Source organism: Psychrobacter sp. CX97, from assembly GCF_057396285.1.
The window spans coordinates 188,905-209,747 of the sequence record NZ_JBXYJE010000005.1 but is presented as its reverse complement, the minus strand read 5'-3'; the positions used below and the strand labels follow the sequence as shown (position 1 = coordinate 209,747).

The following is a 20,843-nucleotide window of genomic DNA, read 5'->3' as shown; positions in this document are numbered from 1 at the left end:
ACTATAGCTTAACAAGAGCTAACAATGCTACTGGAAACAATAACGGTATTAAAAAATCAGAATTTACACAAAAATTAGGGTGTTTATATGTTAGAAGTTAATGCCATAAATCAATACTACGGCGGCAGTCATATTCTACGTGATGTGACGCTTGCCGCCCCGATTGGGGAATGTAGTGTGGTACTTGGCCGTAACGGTGTTGGCAAGACCACGTTACTAAAATGCCTAATGGGTATTTTGCCAATAAAATCAGGCCAGATTTTATTAGACGGAAAAGACATCAGTAAGATGACACCTGAGCAGCGTGTGCGTGAGGGATTGGCGTATGTTCCGCAGGGCCGCGATATTTTTTCAACGTTAACGGTTGAGGAAAACATCCTTATTGGCATGGCAAAGTTTTCACAGCGCAAAGCAGGCAAAGTCCCAAAGCATCTATACGATATATTTCCAGTGCTTGATGAGATGAAGCATCGCCGTGGCGGTGATTTGTCCGGTGGTCAGCAGCAGCAGTTGGCTATTGCGCGTGCCCTCGCCTCCGAGCCTCGTATTCTCATTTTAGATGAGCCCACTGAAGGCATCCAGCCCTCTATTATTAAAGATATTGGCCGAGTCATTCGCAGTTTGGCGGATAAAGGCGATATGGCAATCGTCTTAGTTGAGCAGTTCTATGAATTTGCTGAAGAGCTTGCTGATAATTATACTGTGCTATCACGCGGCCAAGTTGTGGCTCAAGGCGCAGGCAATGTGATGGCTGAAAACAATATTCAAGAACTGGTGGCGATTTAAACTTAACTCTAAATCTACTACCTTAGCCGAGTCCTCCACGTACTCGGCTTTTTTGTATCTTGCTCAATCAAATAATAGTTCAGGGTCTGTTTTGATCCTTCAAGCATGGAAGTGGCTAGGACTAATTTGTGAATGATCAAACAGACTGTAATGCTCTATTGATTAAATTTTGCTATTATGACTCTCATCAAATAATACAACTATAGACACTTACTATGATGATTCATCCTCAATTTGATCCTGTCGCATTATCCATAGGTCCAGTACAAGTACATTGGTATGGATTTATGTATTTACTTGCCTTCGCAGCCGCGTATGGGCTTGCTTGGTATCGCAGTACTAAAAGAGAGGGATGGACTAGTGATATGGTGTCAGACCTTGTATTCTATGGCGCACTTGGTGTGATATTAGGGGGCCGTATTGGATATGTGCTGCTGTATCAGTTTGGCGAATTGCTGCAAAACCCGATGTATCTATTCAGAGTATGGGAAGGCGGTATGTCGTTCCATGGGGGCTTTGTGGGTGTGGCACTGGCCATGATATTTTTTGCACGTAAATACAAAAAGCCAATTTTCAACGTATTAGATTTTATTGTGCCTTGCGTACCTACTGGGCTGCTATTTGGCCGCTTTGGTAACTACATCAATGGCGAGCTTTGGGGGCGTGTCTCAGACGGTGGATACAGCTGGCTGACTTATTTTCCTCAAGCCGCTGCCTTTGATGCACAGCTGATTAATACTAACCCTGCCTTGCAATCCTTAATGACGCAAGTGAACGGCATTTATTTATTACCCCGTCATCCCTCACAGTTGTACGAAGCATTTGCGGAAGGCTTATTGACCTTTATTATTGTTTGGTGGTTTTCATCAAAACCTCGCCCGCGCATGGCAATATCGGCATTATTTATGCTTTGTTACGGCATCAGCCGTTTTGTAATTGAGTTTTTCCGCCAGCCAGATGCAGGTTACGAGCTGATATTTGGCTGGATGAGTAAAGGCCAGTTGTATACCTTACCGATGATTATCCTTGGTGTCGTATTAATGATCTTAGCCTATCGCCGTCAAGAATATGACTGGGGCAAATACGCAGCCGCGTAACCGGTATAATTTGCGTCTATTTCAATATCTTCAATACATTCACAACCACACTGATTAATATACTGATAACTATGATAACCTCAAAAAATGAAGCTGCTTACCTTGATTTAATTCGCTATGTGCGTGATCACGGCACCCCTAAAGGAGACAGAACGGGCACGGGTACGCTAAGTCATTTTGGTGCCCAAATTCGTTTTGATTTAAACGATGGCTTTCCTTTGCTGACCACCAAAAAAGTTCATATGAAATCTATTACCTATGAGCTGTTTTGGTTTTTAAATGGCGATACGCACGTTAAGTATTTGCAAGATAACGGTGTGCGTATTTGGAATGAGTGGTCTACCGCTGAGCAAACTGCTCGTTTTGGTCGCCCAGAAGGTGAGCTTGGCCCAATTTATGGTCACCAATGGCGTAATTATGGCGCCACAAAAAATGAGGATGGCCGTTATCGGCAAGATGGGGTTGACCAAATAAAAACGCTTATTGAGCAAATAAAAACCAATCCAAATTCGCGTCGTTTAATCGTTTCAGGCTGGAATCCAGCGGAAGCTAATCAAGTTGCGCTACCCCCTTGCCATACCCTTTTCCAATTTTTTGTGGCTGATGGAAAATTGTCTTGTCAATTATATCAGCGTTCAGCAGATTTATTCCTAGGTGTGCCGTTTAATATTGCGAGCTACTCTCTCCTTACTCATATGATTGCTCAAGTATGTGACTTAAAAGTTGGCGAATTTATTTGGACAGGTGGTGATTGTCACCTCTATCAAAACCATATTACTCAAGTCAACGAGCAGTTATCACGTACCGCTTATGATCTACCTAGCTTATGGTTAAACCCAGACGTGAAAGATATTTTTGACTTTAAATTTGAAGACATTCGAGTTGAAAACTATCAATCACATCCAGCCATTAAAGCACCCGTTGCCGTATAATTTTTAGCACCCTTAACGTTTAAGTATTGACTAAAAACAACTGCTTATAACCGCTTATTTATAATAAAAGGACCTTCTAATGAGCTATGCGCACACCCAAGTTGCCCAAATTGCTGCCATCAGCAATAACCGCTGTATTGGTAAAAACAATCGTCTTCCTTGGCATATTTCAGAGGACTTAAAACACTTTAAAGCGATGACCACAGCAGAAACTGATGCCTATGCCGATAGCGGTGTCAAAGGTATCGTCATTATGGGTCGTAAAACTTTTGAGTCGATGGGTGGCAAGCCTCTGCCAAAAAGGGTTAACTTTATCATCACTACTCAATTAGATTATGCCAAAGAAAACGGCCTAACTGAAAACGATAACTTTATTATTGTACATAATATGGATGATGCTCTCACTCAAGCGGCTAACGTAGCACATGGTTTGAAATTTACAACCATTTGGATCATTGGTGGTGAGAAGATTTTCAAAAACACTATGATGTATACCGACCGCATCGAGCTAACAGTGGTAGATACTGAGATTGAAAATGGAGACGCATTTTACCCAGAAATCCCAGAAGGTTTTGAGCTTGCCTCAGAGTCTGACTCTCATACTGATGACGATAACGGTTTGACTTATAAATTTGTCACTTATATGAAAATAAAATCATAAAGCATAGCTGATAGACTAAGCTGCTTTTTAATAGAGGCTTAATAGACGAATAAAGAAATAGAGCCTGCTGTAAACGTAGGCTTTTTTTGACCGTTTTATCAAACTATCAGGAGCTGGGGTAGCAACTTTTAACCATACTGACTGTTCTAAATACCTGCAAACAACATCCACCTTAACAACAATGACCTTTAAACAGCGTCCACCTATAAGATTCTTGATTCGTCTTTGTTTAGCCATAAAGGGCCCGCTATGTTAGTAAGCGTACTAAAAAAACTGCTGATTATAGTCATAGCTTTGTTAGGACTATTGGTGCTGCTGGCTCTACTGGGCTTAATGACTTATCAAGATCTACCTGATAATACTCAGCGCAAGGCCTCAGTCCACCTTCCTGTCGATCCTAATAGCACCATAGCTAAACAGATTCTGCCTGTCATAAATGAGCATCCTGGGCTAAGTGGTATCTACCTATTGGATAATAGTCATGAAGCCTTTTTGGCTCGGCTAGCACTCACAGCATCGGCTCAAGATACGTTAGATGTGCAATATTATATCTGGCACGACGATACCACTGGCCACCTGCTCATGCAAAGCCTATATCAAGCCGCTGAGCGTGGGGTGCGGGTGCGTCTATTGCTTGATGATAACAACACTGATGGTATGGATGAGTTGCTCTCTAAGGTCAATGCACACCCTAATATTGAAGTGCGTCTGTTCAACCCGTTTATGCAGCGCCGCTTTCGTACACTAGGTTACTTAAGTGACTTTTTTCGCCTAAATCGGCGGATGCATAATAAATCATTTACCGCAGACGGCTTAGTGACCATTGGGGGTGGTCGTAATGTAGGCGATGAATATTTTGGCTTTGGTAGTGGTGTCATGTTTGCTGACTTGGATATTCTGGCCGTTGGACCAGTTGCTAAAGATGTCGAGCAGGACTTTGATCAGTATTGGGTCAGTGAATCCTCTTATCCGGCTGAAAATATTATAAAAGATAAGACATTTGCCGCCTTTGATCCCAAACCTATTAACAATACTGAGACGAACACTTTTTTAAAAGAATTGGGACAATCTACGTTTGTAAAAAAATTGCGCGAGGGCTCACTGCCTCTAATATGGACAGAGACACAGCTGATCAGTGACTCTCCCGCCAAAGTATTACGACAGCCCAAAAAATCCGACTCACTTCTTACCAATATTATCCCTTTGATGCAGCAAACCCAAAATGAGTTGCTGATTATTTCTCCCTACTTTGTCCCCACCAAGCGTGGTAAAGATGTGTTTACTTCGCTGGCTAAAGATGGCAAACGGGTCGCTGTACTTACCAACTCTCTTGCAGCCACTGATGTCGTACCTGTCCATGCCGGTTATGCCAAATATCGAAAACCCTTGCTAGACTCTGGCGTATCGCTTTTTGAGCTAAAGCCGATGGCGACTGTTATTACCAAACACCATGGCGGCATGATCAAAAGTAGCGGTGCCAGCCTACATGCCAAGACCTTTATTATCGATACCAAAACCTTGTTTATTGGATCTTTTAATATCGACCCTCGCTCCGCTTCACTAAACACAGAGATGGGGTTTATATTCGATAGTCCAGATCTGGCAAGTTATCTGGCTGATAATATGAAGAAAAATCAGATGCAGTACAGCTATGTGGTTAGCAAAACCCCCCAAGGAAAACTGCACTGGGAAACTGAAGAGAACCATCAGATTGTTGAGTTTGATGATGAGCCTCACAGCTCTGCATGGTCCCGTATTGGGGTCTGGATATGTTCGTTGCTACCCATTGAGTGGTTATTATGAGGATGATATGAGACGATAAAAATCTAAAAACCGACCCCTTTTTATAATAAAAATAACCGTATAAAAAGACATCTTATGATTGCTATTTTTTTAGAGGGATTGCTTATTAGGTACTGTAACTACTTAGCTATATTAGTTTGACGATAATGGGACGGAGAAATACCATAGGTATCTTTAAATAATTGACTAAAATGCCCTGCTTGATACCCACACAGCTCAGCAACTATTTTTATATTAAGCATAGGCTGTAGTATTAGCAAATTCTGAGCTTGTCTTAAGCGATAATGAGTCAAGTACTCATGAATGCTTTGCCCTGTATAAGACTTAAAATATTGTTTTAGATACGAGGCATTTGTCCCTACCCTTAAAGCCAGCTCCCGGATAGTTAGTGGCTGAGAGTATTCTTTATGAATAATATCAAACGCTAACATCACAAACCTCTTTGATTTATTCGTTAAATCATTGCTCATTAAGACATGATCATTTATAGGCTTATGTGTCGGGTTAGACTCAATCATGCCAGCCAGCCAGTCTAAAGCTTTAGACTCTATACGCAACGAGTCGCTAAGTAACCTTGTTAGTGGCAATTGACTTATCTGCCATGCTAAATGTCTTAAAATAGGCGAGACAGTTATCCGGTCAAGTACATATCCATCTTTATAAGAAGCCAGGCTTAATAGCCATTTTGGTATTGACTGCTGTTCATTTAGCGATTCAATAAAGTAACTATCAAACTGTAAACTAACATAATGTAGAGGCTTATTTATAGCGTATAGAGTCTCTGCTTGATATTGAAAGCCATTCGTAATATTCAAATCTTTATGATAGATATGCTTAAAAGCTAGATTATTCTTATCTATTTCTTCTGGAGCAAACACAAAACATACCCCAATATAATCTGTTCTTTCAAATGGCGGATAGTAGAGGGGAGTGGATGTATAGGTCTGTTCACGAACCAATCGAAACCCTTGGCGAATTTGGTGCGTTTCTTTATTGACAGCAACGGGATTTACAGTAACTGGGGCAGTTCTAACGGCACTTCCCACGTCATTACTGTCATCGTAGGCACTTTCAACGACTGCGTTACCAATACTGTTAGTTACCCATAACAACTTATCATAATTTATAGTCATAATTTGTCACTCACTATCTTCAATTCACTCACTATCTTCAATTTACTCACTATCTTCAATATAGCCATCATCAATACAACCTAATACTCATTAGTATGTAATCTAGCGAAGGTCACTACAATGCAAAGCGAACCACATGCTAAAAACTTTTCCAATTGCGACATTCTTTTTTTCCGATTATTACATAATTAAAAAAAGGATAGTAGATAATAATCATTCTCACAAACCTTAATGCCGAATAATTAATGCTATTCCGATTATTGATTTTATTTTTCGCTCTCTGTGTTATCTCCTTAGTTATCGGTACTAATCAAATTGTATTGCCTGAGCTGTTTAACTTATCGGGTAATACTTGGCTCACGTTGACAGCCAGTAGAATACCCCGTTTAGCTGCCTTGATATTAATAGGCGTTGGGCTTGCGACTAGCGGCGTTATTTTACAGCACATAGTACACAATAAATTCGTAGAGCCTGCTACATCTGGCGGACTAGATGCAGCGAAACTGGGTATTTTAGTAGCTATTACCCAATACCAGTACTTTTAGCAAAATGTTGTTTTCTCTAACTTTTTGCTTTGTAGCTAGCCTACTGTTTATCGCCATCATTAAACGCATCAAGTTTAAAAACTCGGTTTTAATTCCTGTGCTCGGCTTGATGTATGGCAGTGTACTGAGCGCAATAGTAGAATTTTATGCCTATCAACATAATATTCTACAAAGCATGCAAGGGTGGCTGCTCGGTGATTTTTCACACACTTTAAGTGTGTTTGATATTCAAAAACCTTATGCTGATGTCAACCCAATAAGCAAAATATATGCGGTGGAGGGAGAGCAGCAAAACCGAGGTATTGAATGGGGTTTCTTTGGTGCACCATTGCCAAATGTGCGTTTGATGGGGGGTGTTACTTATATTGATGCCAGTCTGAACGGGGGCCTCAATCAAGGTAAACAACCCACAGGTGTACCCAAATGGCAGGCGAAACTAGGCGCAGAATGGGACCAACCTTATATCGACAACCTCACATTAACAGCCAATGTAACCTCTGTCTCTGACCAGTATGCTGCTGATGACAAGACACTATCTATTCCAAACTATACGATAGTTGACTTAGGCACTCGCTACAAAACCTCAGCTTGGCAGTATCCTGTCACCATACGCTCCGAGATTAAAAATGTAGCCGATAAAAATTATTGGACTAAGCCACACTATACTACACTTGGATTGGGTGCGCCGCGAACGGTTATGGTTTCTGCCACTGTCGACTTTTAATTTAAAAATTTTAGAGCGATTCAAAAAATTGCAAATGATCACTGCTACATAAAACACACAATATAAGGAACACCAACATGACGCTTAAGATAACCAATATTGCTAATGAGCTAGAGAGTATTCAAGAATTTTGGCAGCCCAAAACGGCCACTGCCTTTAACCAAATGCAAGTAAAAATGGCGAAGCTGAAAGGCGATTATGACTGGCATAACCATGAATTTGAAGATAAGTTATTTCATGTTGTGGCGGGACAGCTTTTTATAAAACTTAAAGATGAAACTGTCGAAATTAACGCAGGGGAGATGGTAGTCATACCCAAAAACACTGCTCACAAACCCTTTGCACCCATTGAAGCTAGTGTTATATTTTTTGAGCCTTCTAATTAAGTGCCTTATATTGTTTATATAGATAAAATTTTGGTTTAGGCGAGCTTGACTCTAACAGTTAATGTGACCACATCGGTGGTAAATGAGCCATCTGACTGTAGATTATAATACTTTCTTACCTCTTGTCCTATCTGCTGTTGTAAGGCTTGAATAGCTTTTACATAGTTTGTTGGGGTACGCATTCGACTGATCCAACTGTCAAACTCTAATAACAACTTATGAGTTTGCATAGTATTAACGGCTAAGCCTGCTTGACTAAGCATAAGTTGCCACTCAGCTGCTGAATAATCCCTGACATGGCTGTTATCACGCAATATTTCTATGGTTTGTAAAAAGGTATCGCACAAAGGGTTTGCAGGTGCCATGATATCTATGATAATAATGCGACCATTAGGCTGACAAACTCTGCGCATCTCCCTTAAGGCAAGAGGCACATCTTGCCAATGATGTGCTGAAAAACGGCTAATGACTATATCAAAACTATTGTCGGCAAAGGGTAAGGACTCAGCGATACCCTTTACCGTATTTATATTATCCAGTCCTTTTTTTGATGCAGTTATCTCGACGACTTTGAGCATTTCGGCAGATAAATCATAGGCGATGACCGTTTTAGCAACAGGTGCAACACAAAAGCTTATATGCCCTGCTCCGCAGCCTAAATCCAACACATGGGGTTGATCAAATTGACGCAGTTGATTGTCGACAATAGCAAACTCCTGCCCTGTTGCATGTACACTACTGGTTAAATACTTTGCTGCTTGTGAGCTAAATTGGCGGTCGACTACTTGGTTATGGCTTAGATTTTCATTATCTGAGTGAGTCATATAAATTCTCCGAGAATTAAGCTTGCCCTTATAGGACTATCCCTACAATAGATAATTTAACTCATAATGAATACCGACTTATTAAACACTTAAACCAAACTTATTAGAATATATAAATTATATTCCCAAATAAAAACCCTCTTTTAGTCTTCTAAAAGAGGGTTTTTATTTGGGAATAGTCATTATAAGCTTTAAACCTATTAAACCGCCTTCGTACGCTCAGTCAACCAAACTAACGCATGACCTTTAACTCGGTCTTTCAGCTCGTTAAATACTTGCTGGTGATAATTGTTTAACCAGTCTTTTTCATCTGCATTGAGTAAATCAGCTTGAATCAATCGAGTATCAATTGGACATAAGGTCACGGTTTCAAAGTACATATAGTTGCCAAACTCAGACTCGGTAGGATGTGCTACAGGCTGATTCACAACTAAGTTCTCAATACGAATACCCCATTGCCCTTCACGATATAATCCTGGCTCATTACTGGTAATCATGCCAGCTTTCATGGCTCGTTGGGCGGTCGCTGGTGTACTGTAAGAAATGCTTTGCGGACCTTCATGCACATTTAAGAAGTAACCAACGCCATGACCTGTGCCGTGACCAAAGTCGAGTTGCTCTTTCCATAACGGCGCACGGCAAATGGCATCTAATAAAGGCGCAGATAAACCGTCTGGAAAATAAGCTTGGGCGAGCGCAATATGCGCTTTTAATACGAGGGTAAAATCACGTTTTTGCGCCTCGCTTACCTTCCCTATACCGACCACACGGGTAATATCTGTGGTACCGTTTTGATACTGAGCGCCTGAGTCAATCAGTAGCAATCCACCCTTTCCACTGTCCGTTTCTAGGTAGCTAAAGCTGTCTTCTGTCGCACGGTAATGGGGTAGCGCACCATTTTCGTTATAGCCTGCAATGGTGGGAAAGCTTGGCGATACATAGTGTGGTTGCTTACTTCGCGCGGCTATCAACATGGTATCGACATCAAGCTCGCTTAAACGTTCGCCTTGGCTTAGACGGGCTTCAAACTCTGCAAAAAACTCACATAATGCGGCACCGTCTTGACGCATGGCTTCACGTATGTGCTCGATATCCTGAGGTGATTTGACAGATTTGAGTAAAGTACTTGGTGCGATATTTTCAATCATACCAATATCATCCCTTAGCTCATTTAGGGTACCCACAGCCACTTTATTAGGGTCAAGTAGCAATAAATCCGCAGGTGTGAGTTGGCTCAATGCAGATTGAATTTGGTCATATTCTGCAATATCAATCCCTGCCTCATTAAGCAATTGCGCAATGTCGCTATCGACCTTGTTACTATCGACAAAAAGAGTGGCTTGATGTTGGCTGATCAGCATATGTGCCAAGAATACAGGGTTGTAATCGACATCACTACCCCGTAAGTTGGTTAACCAAGCGATATCATCTAAGCTTGAAATCAGGTGATGGCTGGCACCAAGCTCTGTCATATGCTCACGCACATCGGCAAGTTTGGATTTGGCTGATTGAGAGACGAACTGGGCATCATGGGCGAAGAGTTTGGCACTGGGTAACGCTGGACGGTCTGCCCATAGTTGCGTCAGTAAATCTTGTTCAGTGATGAGTCGAATGCCTTCTTCTCGTGTTTCAATATTATCACTATCTTCATTAGCCTCTTCAAAAGCATCCAGCAATCGGTCTTGTTCTGATAGTGAGAGAACGTTGCCATCAATAGCGACATTGTCCCCAGACTTAAGATGTGACGCTAGCCAATCAATATGATTGGGCTGACCTTTTTGCAATTTTTGCATGTCAATACCAGTACCAGCCAATTGGTCTTTCGCTTGTACCCAGTAACGACTGTCCGTCCACATGCCTGCAAAGTCTTGAGTAACAACCAGTGTCCCAACGGAACCTGTAAACCCAGTCAGCCACTCACGACCTTGCCAATACTCTGGTAGGTATTCCGATAAATGAGGGTCGGCAGTCGGCATAATAATGGCAGCAATGTCGTTTTCTTTTAGGACTTGACGCAGTTTGCTAATACGGTCTTGAAATATTTGTTTGGTCATATTTTTTTCTCTTATTTATTGGTACTTTTATTGGTATTTTTATTTTTTAAATCTTGTCAGCTATAGTCGATATCTATGCTCTATGCTTCAGGTTCAAGGCTAAAGAATGTCAATAGTACACGTAGTATCTCTAGGGAGGTCACCACCGTAGCCGTTTATAATGACTCTGACCATAAGTGTTTCGACTATATCTCTTCCAACTGTATACTAATATACTAATTTTCGATAAATTCCCCGTCTCATGCTTTGACTAACTATAGTTAAAGAAGTCTAAAATAGTTACAAGGCAACCGAGTGCAAGTACTACTGGAGTAGGCTTAACGAGGTTAACGCTGTAACCGTTTAGTAGTTCGCTGACTATATATGGGGCGTATCCGATATAAAAAAACGTGCTACCCAATAATAGGATAGCACGTTGATTGATTAACGCTGTAGCAAGCTCTTCAATAGCTATTGTTCAACATAAGAACCTGAGCGGCCAAATGCAATCATCTTGTTGATTGAAAACCTGTCTATTCAAAAAACAGCTATTGGTCTATTTTTACAGTGAGTTATTCAGCTGCTTTTTCTTCTTTCACTTCCGCTGCTGCCTCTTTCAGTTCTTGGGTAGGTTTAGCTTCAGCAGGCTGACCCTCATTAGGTGGCAGAACATTTTCTTCAACCGCAGTATCAGTGGCAACGTCTTCTGCCGAAGCTCCAGCATCCTCTTTACCTTCTGGCGCAGCAGGTGCAGTCTCTGATGTTGCCTTACCTTCTGCTATTGCTGGCTCTGCTAATGGTGCTGTTTCTTCAGCTACCGGTTCCGCATTTGCTTCAGCTGCAACCATTTCTGTCGCGCCTTCCTCAGTAGGGGCTTCCGCTACCACATGATCGCCTGCTGGTCGTAAAAAAGCGGAAATTGCGATTAACAGTATCATCGCCAAAAACAGAATAATACCAAAAATGGCGAATGTGAATTCTTTAATGGGTTTGTTTTGGCTTGCATCTGCCATAAATCACCTATGTATATCAGCTGAGTGTTAAAGATGTCATCATCACATTGGTGCAGTGCACTTTTAATAATGAGGTCGAATAAGAGTAAGTATAACCTTTAAAGTGGTGCTTTATAATTTTGGTAACTGGAATAAATTGGATCTTTAAAATATGACGCCTTTACAAGATGATGCGTTTACAAATAGAATCTTAACCTTAATGCATAAACTTAGCACTTTGAATAAAACACTGTAAATAAAATACTTTGAAACAAACATTTTAAAACCAGCACCTTGCAAAGAGTACCTTCACAAACAATGCGTTGCTTATCTCTTGTAAATAACACACAAAACACGAATTTTTTATTCGTAACCAACAAGTGAACTCATCAATACATCATTCACCATTGGCTTAATTGGCCACTGCCTGCTCATGCCTAAGGTTGCTATGACAACCTGAGCCACACCAATACGGTTGGTTTATCTTGCTATTATATCTTAATTTGCTACCTTATGTAAAAACACCTTAATTTATTTATGGATTAGCAGTGCACTTTTTTATCGAGTTTTTGATACATAATTCCCCATAACACTCAATAGTAGCAATAGAGTAATGATGGCCAATATTGGATAGTTGCCAAATCGAACATAAGGGGTAACCCCTGTACGCGACTGTACCTGACCACGAAGCACCGTACGCTCGAACTGGGGCGCACGTGCCACAATTCTGCCTTTATGGTCAATAATAGCCGTTACACCTGTATTGGTTGCCCGCATAAACCAACGCCCTGTCTCTAATGACCGCATTTGTACCATTTGTAAATGTTGTAATGGGCCGGCAGAGGTACCAAACCAAGCATCATTAGAGATGGTAAGTAGAAAGTCGGTATCAATCGCATTGCGGCGGGTGGTGTCAGGATATGCCACTTCATAACATACAGCTGAGCCTAAGTTACGACCTCGCACTTTTAGTGGCGGTTGGTGTGCTGAACCACGGCTATAACTCAAAACCTCTTGACTGCCCGCTAAGTTGGGAAATAAGTCTAGTGCACCCTCAAAAGGAATATATTCGCCAAACGGCACAAGGCGTTGTTTTTTATACAGACCCTCGGCATCGGCACCCAGTGCAATTACGCCATTATAGAATGGTGCATATTTATCCGTCTCAGGATTAAACGCCGCCTCATCTTTATAAGGTATGCCAGTGACCCATGTGGTATTGTTTTCTTTGGCGAACTTGACCATCTCGGTAATAAAGGGCCATGCTTCGGTTTGAAACATGGGAATAGAGGACTCTGGCCACACTACCAAGTCTCTTCCCCACTCGGTTGCTGTCAGCCCAGCATAGATCTCTAACGTCTGATACTGATATTCCGTCAACCATTTTAGGTCTTGCGGAATGTTGCCTTGAATGAGTGAAACTTTAAGGTCTGGTTTGCCTGCTTTAGGCTGTGTCCAAGCAGGGTTAATTAACCATAACGCCACACTTAATGCCAGCAGTAGCGCCGTGACTACCATGTAACCCGCACGGCGACGGAATATCTCTACCAAGCTTGCCGCCAACAATATGGCAACAAATGATATGGCAAATACACCGCCGACAGGCGCCAGTGAGGATAACCAAGCCTGCTCAGTAAAAGCATATCCCACAAATAACCATGGGAATCCAGTAAATAACCACGTTTTCATCCACTCTTGCAGCACCCACAATGCGGCAAATGCCAAAGGCTGCCTACCGACAAAGCGATTGAATATCACAGCCAACACTGCATGAAATAACCCCATACCGAGACCCATCACTGCGATAGCCAGCAATGCCAGTGGCATAGAGACATCGCCATAGTCGTGAATGGAGGTATATAGCCAAAAAGCACCAACACACCATAGCCCCATGCCATATGCTTCGCCAATAACAAATGCGCGTAGATTAGACATCGGCGCTAACAGTAAGGCGTACAACAAGGCGGGCGATATTAAGGCAATAATCCAGTAACCAAAGGGCGCAAGCGATAGCATAAACATCGCCCCTGCCAACCAGGCGACAATAACGGCAATACCAATTGGCACTGCGCTTTGCTGGGCAGACTCAGCAGGCTGGCTAAGTCTGGTTTGAACGTGTTGGGTTGAGGCACGCATGACGGCTCCAATATCTAATATTAGGGCATGTCTTCATTTAGAAGTCTAGGATAAAAATAAGAGTGCTACTCATTAAAACACGAATGAATTCAAACAATATTGCTATATTAGTGAGAAATCAAACGTAGTTTAACCAGAAGACATCCATTTTTAGCCCCTAACCTGTTAGTTGTTAGAAATGAGGAAGTGCCCTAACTATAAAAACGAATGTAACAGTGTAGACCTGAAGGATGAAACCAAAATAATGGGCGTATCATACCAGTGTCTTGCGAAAAATCCTAAGCCTGATACGCTATAGTCGACATTGTCTAAAATAACCACAAAGCAATCATCAAATAACTACTAAATAGCCACCAAATAACCACCAAATAACCACCAAATAACCACCAAATAACCAAGTTCATATTAAATGCCTACCGAGTACACAGTACAACTCATTTATTCAAGCGGGTAGCACAAGCGAGGTAAACAGAACAATCATCGACCATAACGTTGACTCTAATGAACAATATTAACGGTTAGAGGCGGTTGCACTATACTATAATACAGCCACTATACTGTCAGATTACGATATAACAAACCCAATCAAGGGATAACCAATGCCCGATAGTAAACACAGACCAAGTGCCCAACCACAAATGACGTCCGTTGATTTACCCATTAACGTGCTTGCCGGCGTTGGAGTAAAAATCGAAGGTCAGCTTGAGCAATTGGGTATCTCCCGCTTATTTGATTTATTGCTGCATCTGCCTCGGGATTACGAAGACCGTAGCCGCCTCGTCAATATGAGGGACTTACAAGATGGTCAAGCGGCTTTAGTTGAAGGCGAAGTTACCTACGTGGATAATAAACGTAGTGGCATGACCGTGACTATCGAAGATGAAACAAGCGCCATTCAGCTTCGCTTTTTCAAGGTATATTCTGGGCTTACGCAAACGATGACGCTCGGCACTCGGCTGCGGGTGTTTGGCGAGATTAAAATAAACCGCTATGGCGTACAAATGGCACACCCTGAATACACGATAGTTACAGTGGGTGCCCCTGTCATTAATACTGGGCTACAGCCTATCTACCCGAGTGTTAAGGGATTACACCAGAATAAACTGCGTACCTTAGTTAAACTGGCGCTGCAAACGGTAAGTCAGCAAGGTATGCCCATGACGGTATTTCAAAACTCAGATTGGCAAGCCGTGGCAAATTTACCTGCACCGGTCGCTACTGATTACCATTTTTCTAATAAAAATAAGAGCCAGACATACGCACAACGCGCTCAAACTTGGCAAACGCTTAGCTTATTTGAAGCGTTAACCCTGATCCATATGCCGCCAATGCACACCGATATCAGTCTGCAAGTGGCTCAACTAGAGCAATTAAAGGAACGTACCCACCCAGCTTGCCAGCGCCTAATTGTCGAGGAGTTGACCGCGCATCAACTGAGCATGTTATATCGTCGCAAGCAATTACATCAACATAAAGCACCTAAATGCGACAATAAAAGCCCACTTGCCACCAAACTATTGGCAAACCTGCCCTTTGCATTAACCGACGCTCAAAATCGCGTCATTAAAGAGATTACCAGTGATATGGCGACCTCTATTCCGATGCTGCGCTTAGTGCAAGGCGATGTCGGTGCTGGTAAGACCTTAGTTGCAGCCCTAGCGGCTTGCTATGCACTTGACAGTGGTTGGCAGGTTGCCGTTATGGCACCGACCGAGATTTTAGCCGAGCAGCATTTGATTAACTTTAAGTCTTGGTTTGAACCATTAGGGATTGGGGTCGGTTGGCTGGCAGGAAAACAAACAACCAAACAGCGCCGTGAGGCCTTAGCCGATGTAGCAGAAAACGAGGTGCAAATTGTTGTCGGTACTCATGCCCTATTTCAAGACGCGGTGGTGTTTGCCAAATTGGGGCTTGCTATTATTGATGAACAGCACCGATTTGGGGTTGAACAGCGTATGGCACTGACTAATAAGGGCGTGGCGGGCAGTACGCCGCATCAGCTTATTATGACCGCTACGCCTATTCCACGCACGCTGGCGATGAGTGCCTATGGCGATATGGACACCTCTATTATTGACGAGTTACCCCCTGGCCGTACCCCAATTACCACCGTGACGATTGACCGCAATCGCCGTGATGAGGTTATTGAGCGTATTGCCGCCAACTGTAAAGAGGGCAAACAAGCGTACTGGGTCTGCCCTTTGGTTGAGGACTCCAGTACTCTAAATGCGCAAGCAGCTGAAGCCACATTTGCCGATTTAAGTGCACGCTTGGATATTCGTATCGGCATGGTGCATGGCAAAATGAAGTCTAAAGAAAAGCAAGACATTATGGCGGCGTTTAAAAATGCCGAGCTGGATTTATTGGTCGCGACCACCGTAATTGAGGTGGGCGTTGATGTACCCAATGCCTCGTTAATGGTCATTGAAAATGCGGAACGATTAGGTCTGTCGCAATTGCATCAGCTACGTGGTCGTGTGGGACGTGGTTCGACTAAAAGCTATTGCGTACTGTTGTACCAAACGCCATTATCCGAGACAGGTATTGAACGGTTAAATGTACTCAGAGACAGCAATGACGGCTTTGTAATCGCCCAAAAGGATCTACAACTGCGCGGGCCGGGCGAGTTACTTGGTAAACGCCAAACGGGTAATATTGGCTATTATGTGTCTGATCTTAGCCGTGATGAAAACTTACTGATGATCGCCAGTCACCTTGCCAAACGCTTAATTAATGATGACGCACGCAAGGTTGAGGTCACTCAGCTGATTCACCGCTGGATGCCTGAGGCGAGTCGGTATACTAATGTTTAAATGTACGGCAGTTGGGTTTACGGTGTCTTATGTTTACAGTAACAGATGCGTTGCTGTTGCCTCGATATGAGAAGGGATTAAATGAGCACTGCTTTACCCTTCTCATATCGAGGCAAGAGAAAATCTAAGATTTTCTGACGACTAGCTAAGTCCGCAACACCATTGTCTGCGTCAGAATACCGCTGCAATCGAGGCTAAACTGCGTCCCAAGGCGACTGGGGGTTTGATTGTTAGGGACATTAGAGATAAAGGGGTTCTAAGCCAGCTCCACCTTGTACCTTGAAAAGAGGATTGTTTTAAAAACGGCTTAAAGCTTGTTACAGACTCCTCAATTACCTATACTAAAACCAATCCCCTTTCCCGAAAATTACAATAACGAGTAAAACCATCCTGAAAATGCACCTAACCGCTATTATTAAGCGTTTCTACACGTCGTTAATTATATGAGTATCCTGTTATAGAATTAGCGGATCAAAAACACTAGCAGTTTAACCAAGCTCACAAAGTTATCCTAAATCTGAAAATTAAGATATCAAGGAAAACAAGTGCAAACGCTACAATATAGTAGGGTTAGTGAGTTTGACAAAGATAGGTTGTCTTTAAGAAAAGATATGGCGTTACTGCTCGGGTCTGGAATACTTTTTACCTACTTAAATGGATTTCAGTATGGACGCTCTCTCTGTGGCTTTATTGCCCCTCGTTCTAGGCTTTATTATGTTTGCATTGGGATTATCCATGCAATTGGCGGACATAAAGTACGTTTTTAAAGCGCCCAAACCTTTCTTTATCGGGTTTATTTCACAATTAATCATCCTGCCTCTGGTTACCCTACTATTAATCTTCCTATTTAAACCCAGCCCAGAGTTTGCCTTTGGCTTTATGTTATTGAGTTTTTGTCCGGGCGGGGTTACCAGTAATGTTCTTAGTAAGCTGGTAAATGGTAATGTGGCATTATCGGTGGCATTGACATCAATAATGAGCTTGGTCTCTATTGTCACGGTACCTATCTTAACCACTATTGCCTATAGCCATTACCTAGGCGATGCATCAGGACACGTAAGCTTAGTGAGCATGGGGATGAAAATGTTCCTAATTACCGCCCTACCGGTGGGGCTGGGTATATTGATCAATGAAAAAGCATCAGGCTTTACCAAAAAACACCGTAACAAATTTATGACAGTGGCACTCGTATTGTTTATCTTACTGGTAATATTGGCGATTGCCAGTAACCGCGAGTTACTATTAAACGAAACAGGTACTCTGACCATCATGGTTTTAACCTTACTTATATCGCTGTTTACCATAGGTATTGGCCTACCTAGACTCTTGGGATTGTCTTGGAAACATGCAAAAACCATTGGGGTTGAAGTAGGTATTCAAAACAGTACCATGGCTTTGGCGCTCTCTGGACTGCTAGCGATATCAGCAGGGATGGATACTATGTTGCCGGCTTTTGCGTTACCAGCGGCTATTTATAGCGTGGTCATGTATATTCTGGTTGTACCGTATATATTATTGTTTCGAAGGGTTGAATGACCATTTATCGACCTTGCATACATGAAGCCCTATGCCCTGACCCAACGTGTTAACCACTGAGACACTTATTAACGAATCTGTATATCTCCTACCCTATCTGCTTAGTCGATACTATTATTTATTACCTTACATTTGCGGTAGAATGAAGTGTTGAAACCTTTTCAGCATGGAAGTAACAGGTACTTAAAAATGGGTACTTGAATGAGCACTTCATAAATTTTTGCTTCTGGAATGAATCTAACAAGAAATAAATGATGATGAATCTAAATGATATAACAAGCGCCGTTAAAGGTAATAAAGACACTGACGGAGGTGGGCTATCTGGATTAATGGATATGACGAAAGACTTTGATATGCAAGATATTGAAAAATATAAAAATATGTCAAAGACTGAGCTATTGGAAGAAGTTAAAAACTCTGAACACAGTGCCAAAGTGATCGAATTTTTAAAAGGTTTGATAGCCAGTAAGTAGCGTTTAAAAGAGAAAAATCATAACCACAGAGTGACCTAGCGTATATAAGATTTAGCAGAGCCTATGTCTTTTATGCGTTTTTTTATGCCTTACTTTTCACTCTCATTCGTTACCTTTTATCTTAGCGGTTGAGCAGTTCGCCGGCTATATCATAATGTAGGTGTCCGCATCAGTAAGACGTATAGTCTGTCCGATTTTCACATATAATATTGACATTGATTGAGAGTGTGTATTGGCCTATAAAAAAATAATACTTTTGGCAAGTTTTACAGGAGCGTCATCAATAGCTTTACCGCTATCGTTGCAAATCAGTGTTGCTGATAACTTATAAATAACCAAAGTCGATGCTTCTTATGACTCAGGTCCAGAAGTAGGTCGTCGTGATTTAACTAATATCGATACCACAGATTCAGGGTTTCATCAGGAAGCATTAGTGCCGTTAAACTCTGAAGCCCATGCGGCAGAGGATGTCAGTATATATGCGAGAGGTCCAGGCGCCAGCTTGGTATCTAGCACCAGTGAGCAAAATGAGATTTTCCACATTATGAATTATGCGGGTAACTTATTAAATCTTGCGGAATCTAAACAGCCTTAGACAGGCTATTTTTATTAAGCCTTTCCATTATTAGAGAGTTTCTTTAATAATGGTATAAAAAAGGGGCTAGGCGAAATAATTTTATTTAGCCTAGCCCCTTTTTTTAGCCCTTTGTTTAGCGCCTTTTTTATAGTTTCTATTAGGGTTTCTCTATACTTTTGCTTATATCTATAACTTACTTTAGCCTTATCGAACTGCTTTTAACAATTCTTTGACAGCCAATTTACCAAGGTCATTGGCTGCTAGAGGACCATCGCCTGAAATTAGCTTTCTGTCTTGATGGGTATGACCGGTCGCCAATTTGTTGTTAATACTCATACCTAAGGCTTCTAATTTTTCGCCAAAATACCACGGCATATCTCCAGGTAGATAGCCCAGTTTGGGCATCTGTTTGTCCATCACATCTGGGAATGCAACTATCTCATAACCTTTGAAGATAAAGTCTTGATTCGAAGGCTTCACGTTACCTGTATCGTCCGAATCGGCAGCATCTAAGTTTGCAGACAACAAAGCGGCTGGCCCGTGGCAAAGGGCTATAGTCAATAGATGATTATCGTGCCCCCAACGCAGTAATTTGCCTAAATTTTTATCTTCTGGCAAGCCTAACATCGCACCATGTCCACCGGGTATAAAAATAGCCACATAGTCTTTATTATCCCCCATTTTATCTTTTACGAAGTCTGCTAAACTGTTGGGTTGTTCAAATTTTGATTGATATTCTGCGTAGATTTCTTGAACCTTGTCATCTTCTGTTGGCATCGCCCAATCTTCGATCTTGACCGATTGTCCAGTCGGGGTAAACACGTCGATATCAAACCCAGCCTTTTTGAAGTGTAACATCGGTACCATCATTTCAATGGGCTGATTCCCAGTTGCAAACTTTTTCCCGTTTGCCATGGTCATATACTCTTGTTCCGTACAGACCATAAGGATTTTTTTGTTACCTGTATAAGGGCTATCATAATCTGTATTGTCATAATTACTTTTTTTTGGTGCTGCAAGTTTTAAGGCCGACTGTGCGGGGATAAATACACCGTCGTCTATCTCTTGAGGTTCAAGTCCTAGCGTTTCTTTTATATGTCCTAACGTCTCTTTAATATTCATAATAATCTTTCCTATGTTATCTTTCGTATGTTGTCTTTAGTATGTTATATGGTTAAGTATGTTAGATGATTATCATAGTTATCTGCTATAGGCAGTTGCTTATAGATTATAGATAGCCCATTGTCATCACGTTGTCATCACGGTTAGTGTAAATAGTTTACGGTATTCATGCATTACACCATTTACTTATTATTCTGATGTACTAATATTCTTCTGCGTTAATCATAATGGGGTGTTTATTTATCTATCTAATTTAACAAATCAGCAAGT

Annotated in this window: 17 protein-coding genes and 1 pseudogene; 12 read left to right on the top strand and 6 right to left on the bottom strand. The window is 41.8% G+C overall.

From position 1 onward, the window contains the following. Positions 1-87 precede the first annotated feature (87 nt). The 5 genes from urtE to AC2SLL_RS06000 all read left to right on the top strand — a co-directional run bounded on the left by urtE (position 88) and on the right by AC2SLL_RS06000 (position 5,279). The gene (gene urtE / locus AC2SLL_RS06020) at positions 88-786 is read left to right on the top strand and encodes an urea ABC transporter ATP-binding subunit UrtE (protein ID WP_486530780.1); all 699 of its coding nucleotides are present in this window, start codon (positions 88-90) and stop codon (positions 784-786) included. Between the two features lie 215 nt (positions 787-1,001). Then, positions 1,002-1,883, top strand: coding sequence for a prolipoprotein diacylglyceryl transferase (lgt, locus tag AC2SLL_RS06015; protein WP_486530779.1), 882 nt, complete (start codon positions 1,002-1,004; stop codon positions 1,881-1,883). Positions 1,884-1,954: 71 nt separating this feature from the next. Next, on the top strand, positions 1,955-2,815 hold the full coding sequence (locus tag AC2SLL_RS06010) for a thymidylate synthase (protein WP_486530778.1): 861 nt from the start codon (positions 1,955-1,957) through the stop codon (positions 2,813-2,815). Positions 2,816-2,894: 79 nt separating this feature from the next. Next, the gene (locus tag AC2SLL_RS06005) at positions 2,895-3,476 is read left to right on the top strand and encodes a dihydrofolate reductase (RefSeq protein ID WP_486530777.1); all 582 of its coding nucleotides are present in this window, start codon (positions 2,895-2,897) and stop codon (positions 3,474-3,476) included. 249 nt (positions 3,477-3,725) lie between these two features. Further along, positions 3,726-5,279, top strand: a complete 1,554-nt coding sequence (locus AC2SLL_RS06000; protein ID WP_486530775.1) for a phospholipase D family protein — start codon at positions 3,726-3,728, stop codon at positions 5,277-5,279. A gap of 119 nt (positions 5,280-5,398) precedes the next feature. Here the strand turns inward: AC2SLL_RS06000 and AC2SLL_RS05995 are convergent, their stop codons facing one another. After that, entirely contained in the window at positions 5,399-6,412 is a 1,014-nt protein-coding gene (locus AC2SLL_RS05995) for a helix-turn-helix transcriptional regulator (RefSeq protein ID WP_486530774.1), read from the bottom strand. Positions 6,413-6,657: 245 nt separating this feature from the next. Between AC2SLL_RS05995 and AC2SLL_RS05990 the strand changes: the two are divergent. From AC2SLL_RS05990 to AC2SLL_RS05980, 3 genes and pseudogenes are all read left to right on the top strand, one after another. Then, positions 6,658-7,162 (top strand): annotated as a pseudogene (locus tag AC2SLL_RS05990) (iron chelate uptake ABC transporter family permease subunit); the annotation flags it as partial. A gap of 12 nt (positions 7,163-7,174) precedes the next feature. Beyond that, complete coding sequence (locus AC2SLL_RS05985) at positions 7,175-7,681, top strand: TonB-dependent receptor domain-containing protein (protein ID WP_486530792.1); 507 nt, start codon at positions 7,175-7,177, stop codon at positions 7,679-7,681. Positions 7,682-7,758: 77 nt separating this feature from the next. Then, the gene (locus AC2SLL_RS05980; protein WP_486530773.1) at positions 7,759-8,067 is read left to right on the top strand and encodes a cupin domain-containing protein; all 309 of its coding nucleotides are present in this window, start codon (positions 7,759-7,761) and stop codon (positions 8,065-8,067) included. 35 nt (positions 8,068-8,102) lie between these two features. Here the strand turns inward: AC2SLL_RS05980 and AC2SLL_RS05975 are convergent, their stop codons facing one another. The 4 genes from AC2SLL_RS05975 to lnt form a co-directional block, all read right to left on the bottom strand. After that, entirely contained in the window at positions 8,103-8,891 is a 789-nt protein-coding gene (locus tag AC2SLL_RS05975; protein ID WP_486530772.1) for a class I SAM-dependent methyltransferase, read from the bottom strand. A 200-nt stretch (positions 8,892-9,091) separates the two neighbouring features. Further along, a complete protein-coding gene (locus AC2SLL_RS05970) occupies positions 9,092-10,945 on the bottom strand; it encodes an aminopeptidase P family protein (RefSeq protein ID WP_486530771.1) in 1,854 nt (617 codons plus the stop codon). Between the two features lie 551 nt (positions 10,946-11,496). Then, positions 11,497-11,937: a hypothetical protein gene (locus tag AC2SLL_RS05965; protein ID WP_486530770.1), complete on the bottom strand. Its 441-nt coding sequence runs from the start codon at positions 11,935-11,937 to the stop codon at positions 11,497-11,499. A 537-nt stretch (positions 11,938-12,474) separates the two neighbouring features. After that, positions 12,475-14,052, bottom strand: a complete 1,578-nt coding sequence (lnt, locus tag AC2SLL_RS05960; RefSeq protein WP_486530769.1) for an apolipoprotein N-acyltransferase — start codon at positions 14,050-14,052, stop codon at positions 12,475-12,477. A 599-nt stretch (positions 14,053-14,651) separates the two neighbouring features. On the opposite strand from lnt, the gene recG reads away from it, so the two are divergent. From recG to AC2SLL_RS05940, 4 genes are all read left to right on the top strand, one after another. Further along, positions 14,652-16,865: an ATP-dependent DNA helicase RecG gene (recG, locus tag AC2SLL_RS05955; protein ID WP_486530768.1), complete on the top strand. Its 2,214-nt coding sequence runs from the start codon at positions 14,652-14,654 to the stop codon at positions 16,863-16,865. A 666-nt stretch (positions 16,866-17,531) separates the two neighbouring features. Next, complete coding sequence (locus tag AC2SLL_RS05950; protein ID WP_486530767.1) at positions 17,532-18,401, top strand: bile acid:sodium symporter family protein; 870 nt, start codon at positions 17,532-17,534, stop codon at positions 18,399-18,401. 251 nt (positions 18,402-18,652) lie between these two features. Next, positions 18,653-18,874 (top strand): hypothetical protein, encoded by a 222-nt coding sequence (locus AC2SLL_RS05945; RefSeq protein ID WP_486530766.1) that lies wholly within the window; start codon positions 18,653-18,655, stop codon positions 18,872-18,874. A 331-nt stretch (positions 18,875-19,205) separates the two neighbouring features. Further along, positions 19,206-19,469: an alkaline phosphatase gene (locus AC2SLL_RS05940; RefSeq protein ID WP_486530791.1), complete on the top strand. Its 264-nt coding sequence runs from the start codon at positions 19,206-19,208 to the stop codon at positions 19,467-19,469. Between the two features lie 186 nt (positions 19,470-19,655). Here the strand turns inward: AC2SLL_RS05940 and AC2SLL_RS05935 are convergent, their stop codons facing one another. Next, complete coding sequence (locus AC2SLL_RS05935) at positions 19,656-20,573, bottom strand: DJ-1/PfpI family protein (RefSeq protein WP_486530765.1); 918 nt, start codon at positions 20,571-20,573, stop codon at positions 19,656-19,658. Positions 20,574-20,843 lie beyond the last annotated feature (270 nt).

Bases quoted from the DNA above. Each gene is read 5' to 3' on its own strand.
- AC2SLL_RS05995 (WP_486530774.1), bottom strand. From the start codon at position 6,412: ATGACTATAAATTATGATAAGTTGTTATGGGTAACTAACAGTATTGGT.
- AC2SLL_RS05965 (WP_486530770.1), bottom strand. From the start codon at position 11,937: ATGGCAGATGCAAGCCAAAACAAACCCATTAAAGAATTCACATTCGCC.
- lnt (WP_486530769.1), bottom strand. From the start codon at position 14,052: ATGCGTGCCTCAACCCAACACGTTCAAACCAGACTTAGCCAGCCTGCT.
- AC2SLL_RS05950 (WP_486530767.1), top strand. From the start codon at position 17,532: ATGGACGCTCTCTCTGTGGCTTTATTGCCCCTCGTTCTAGGCTTTATT.
- AC2SLL_RS05945 (WP_486530766.1), top strand. From the start codon at position 18,653: ATGATGATGAATCTAAATGATATAACAAGCGCCGTTAAAGGTAATAAA.
- AC2SLL_RS05970 (WP_486530771.1), bottom strand. From the start codon at position 10,945: ATGACCAAACAAATATTTCAAGACCGTATTAGCAAACTGCGTCAAGTC.
- AC2SLL_RS05975 (WP_486530772.1), bottom strand. From the start codon at position 8,891: ATGACTCACTCAGATAATGAAAATCTAAGCCATAACCAAGTAGTCGAC.
- AC2SLL_RS05935 (WP_486530765.1), bottom strand. From the start codon at position 20,573: ATGAATATTAAAGAGACGTTAGGACATATAAAAGAAACGCTAGGACTT.
- AC2SLL_RS06010 (WP_486530778.1), top strand. From the start codon at position 1,955: ATGATAACCTCAAAAAATGAAGCTGCTTACCTTGATTTAATTCGCTAT.
- AC2SLL_RS06000 (WP_486530775.1), top strand. From the start codon at position 3,726: ATGTTAGTAAGCGTACTAAAAAAACTGCTGATTATAGTCATAGCTTTG.
- recG (WP_486530768.1), top strand. From the start codon at position 14,652: ATGCCCGATAGTAAACACAGACCAAGTGCCCAACCACAAATGACGTCC.
- urtE (WP_486530780.1), top strand. From the start codon at position 88: ATGTTAGAAGTTAATGCCATAAATCAATACTACGGCGGCAGTCATATT.
- AC2SLL_RS05980 (WP_486530773.1), top strand. From the start codon at position 7,759: ATGACGCTTAAGATAACCAATATTGCTAATGAGCTAGAGAGTATTCAA.
- AC2SLL_RS06005 (WP_486530777.1), top strand. From the start codon at position 2,895: ATGAGCTATGCGCACACCCAAGTTGCCCAAATTGCTGCCATCAGCAAT.
- lgt (WP_486530779.1), top strand. From the start codon at position 1,002: ATGATGATTCATCCTCAATTTGATCCTGTCGCATTATCCATAGGTCCA.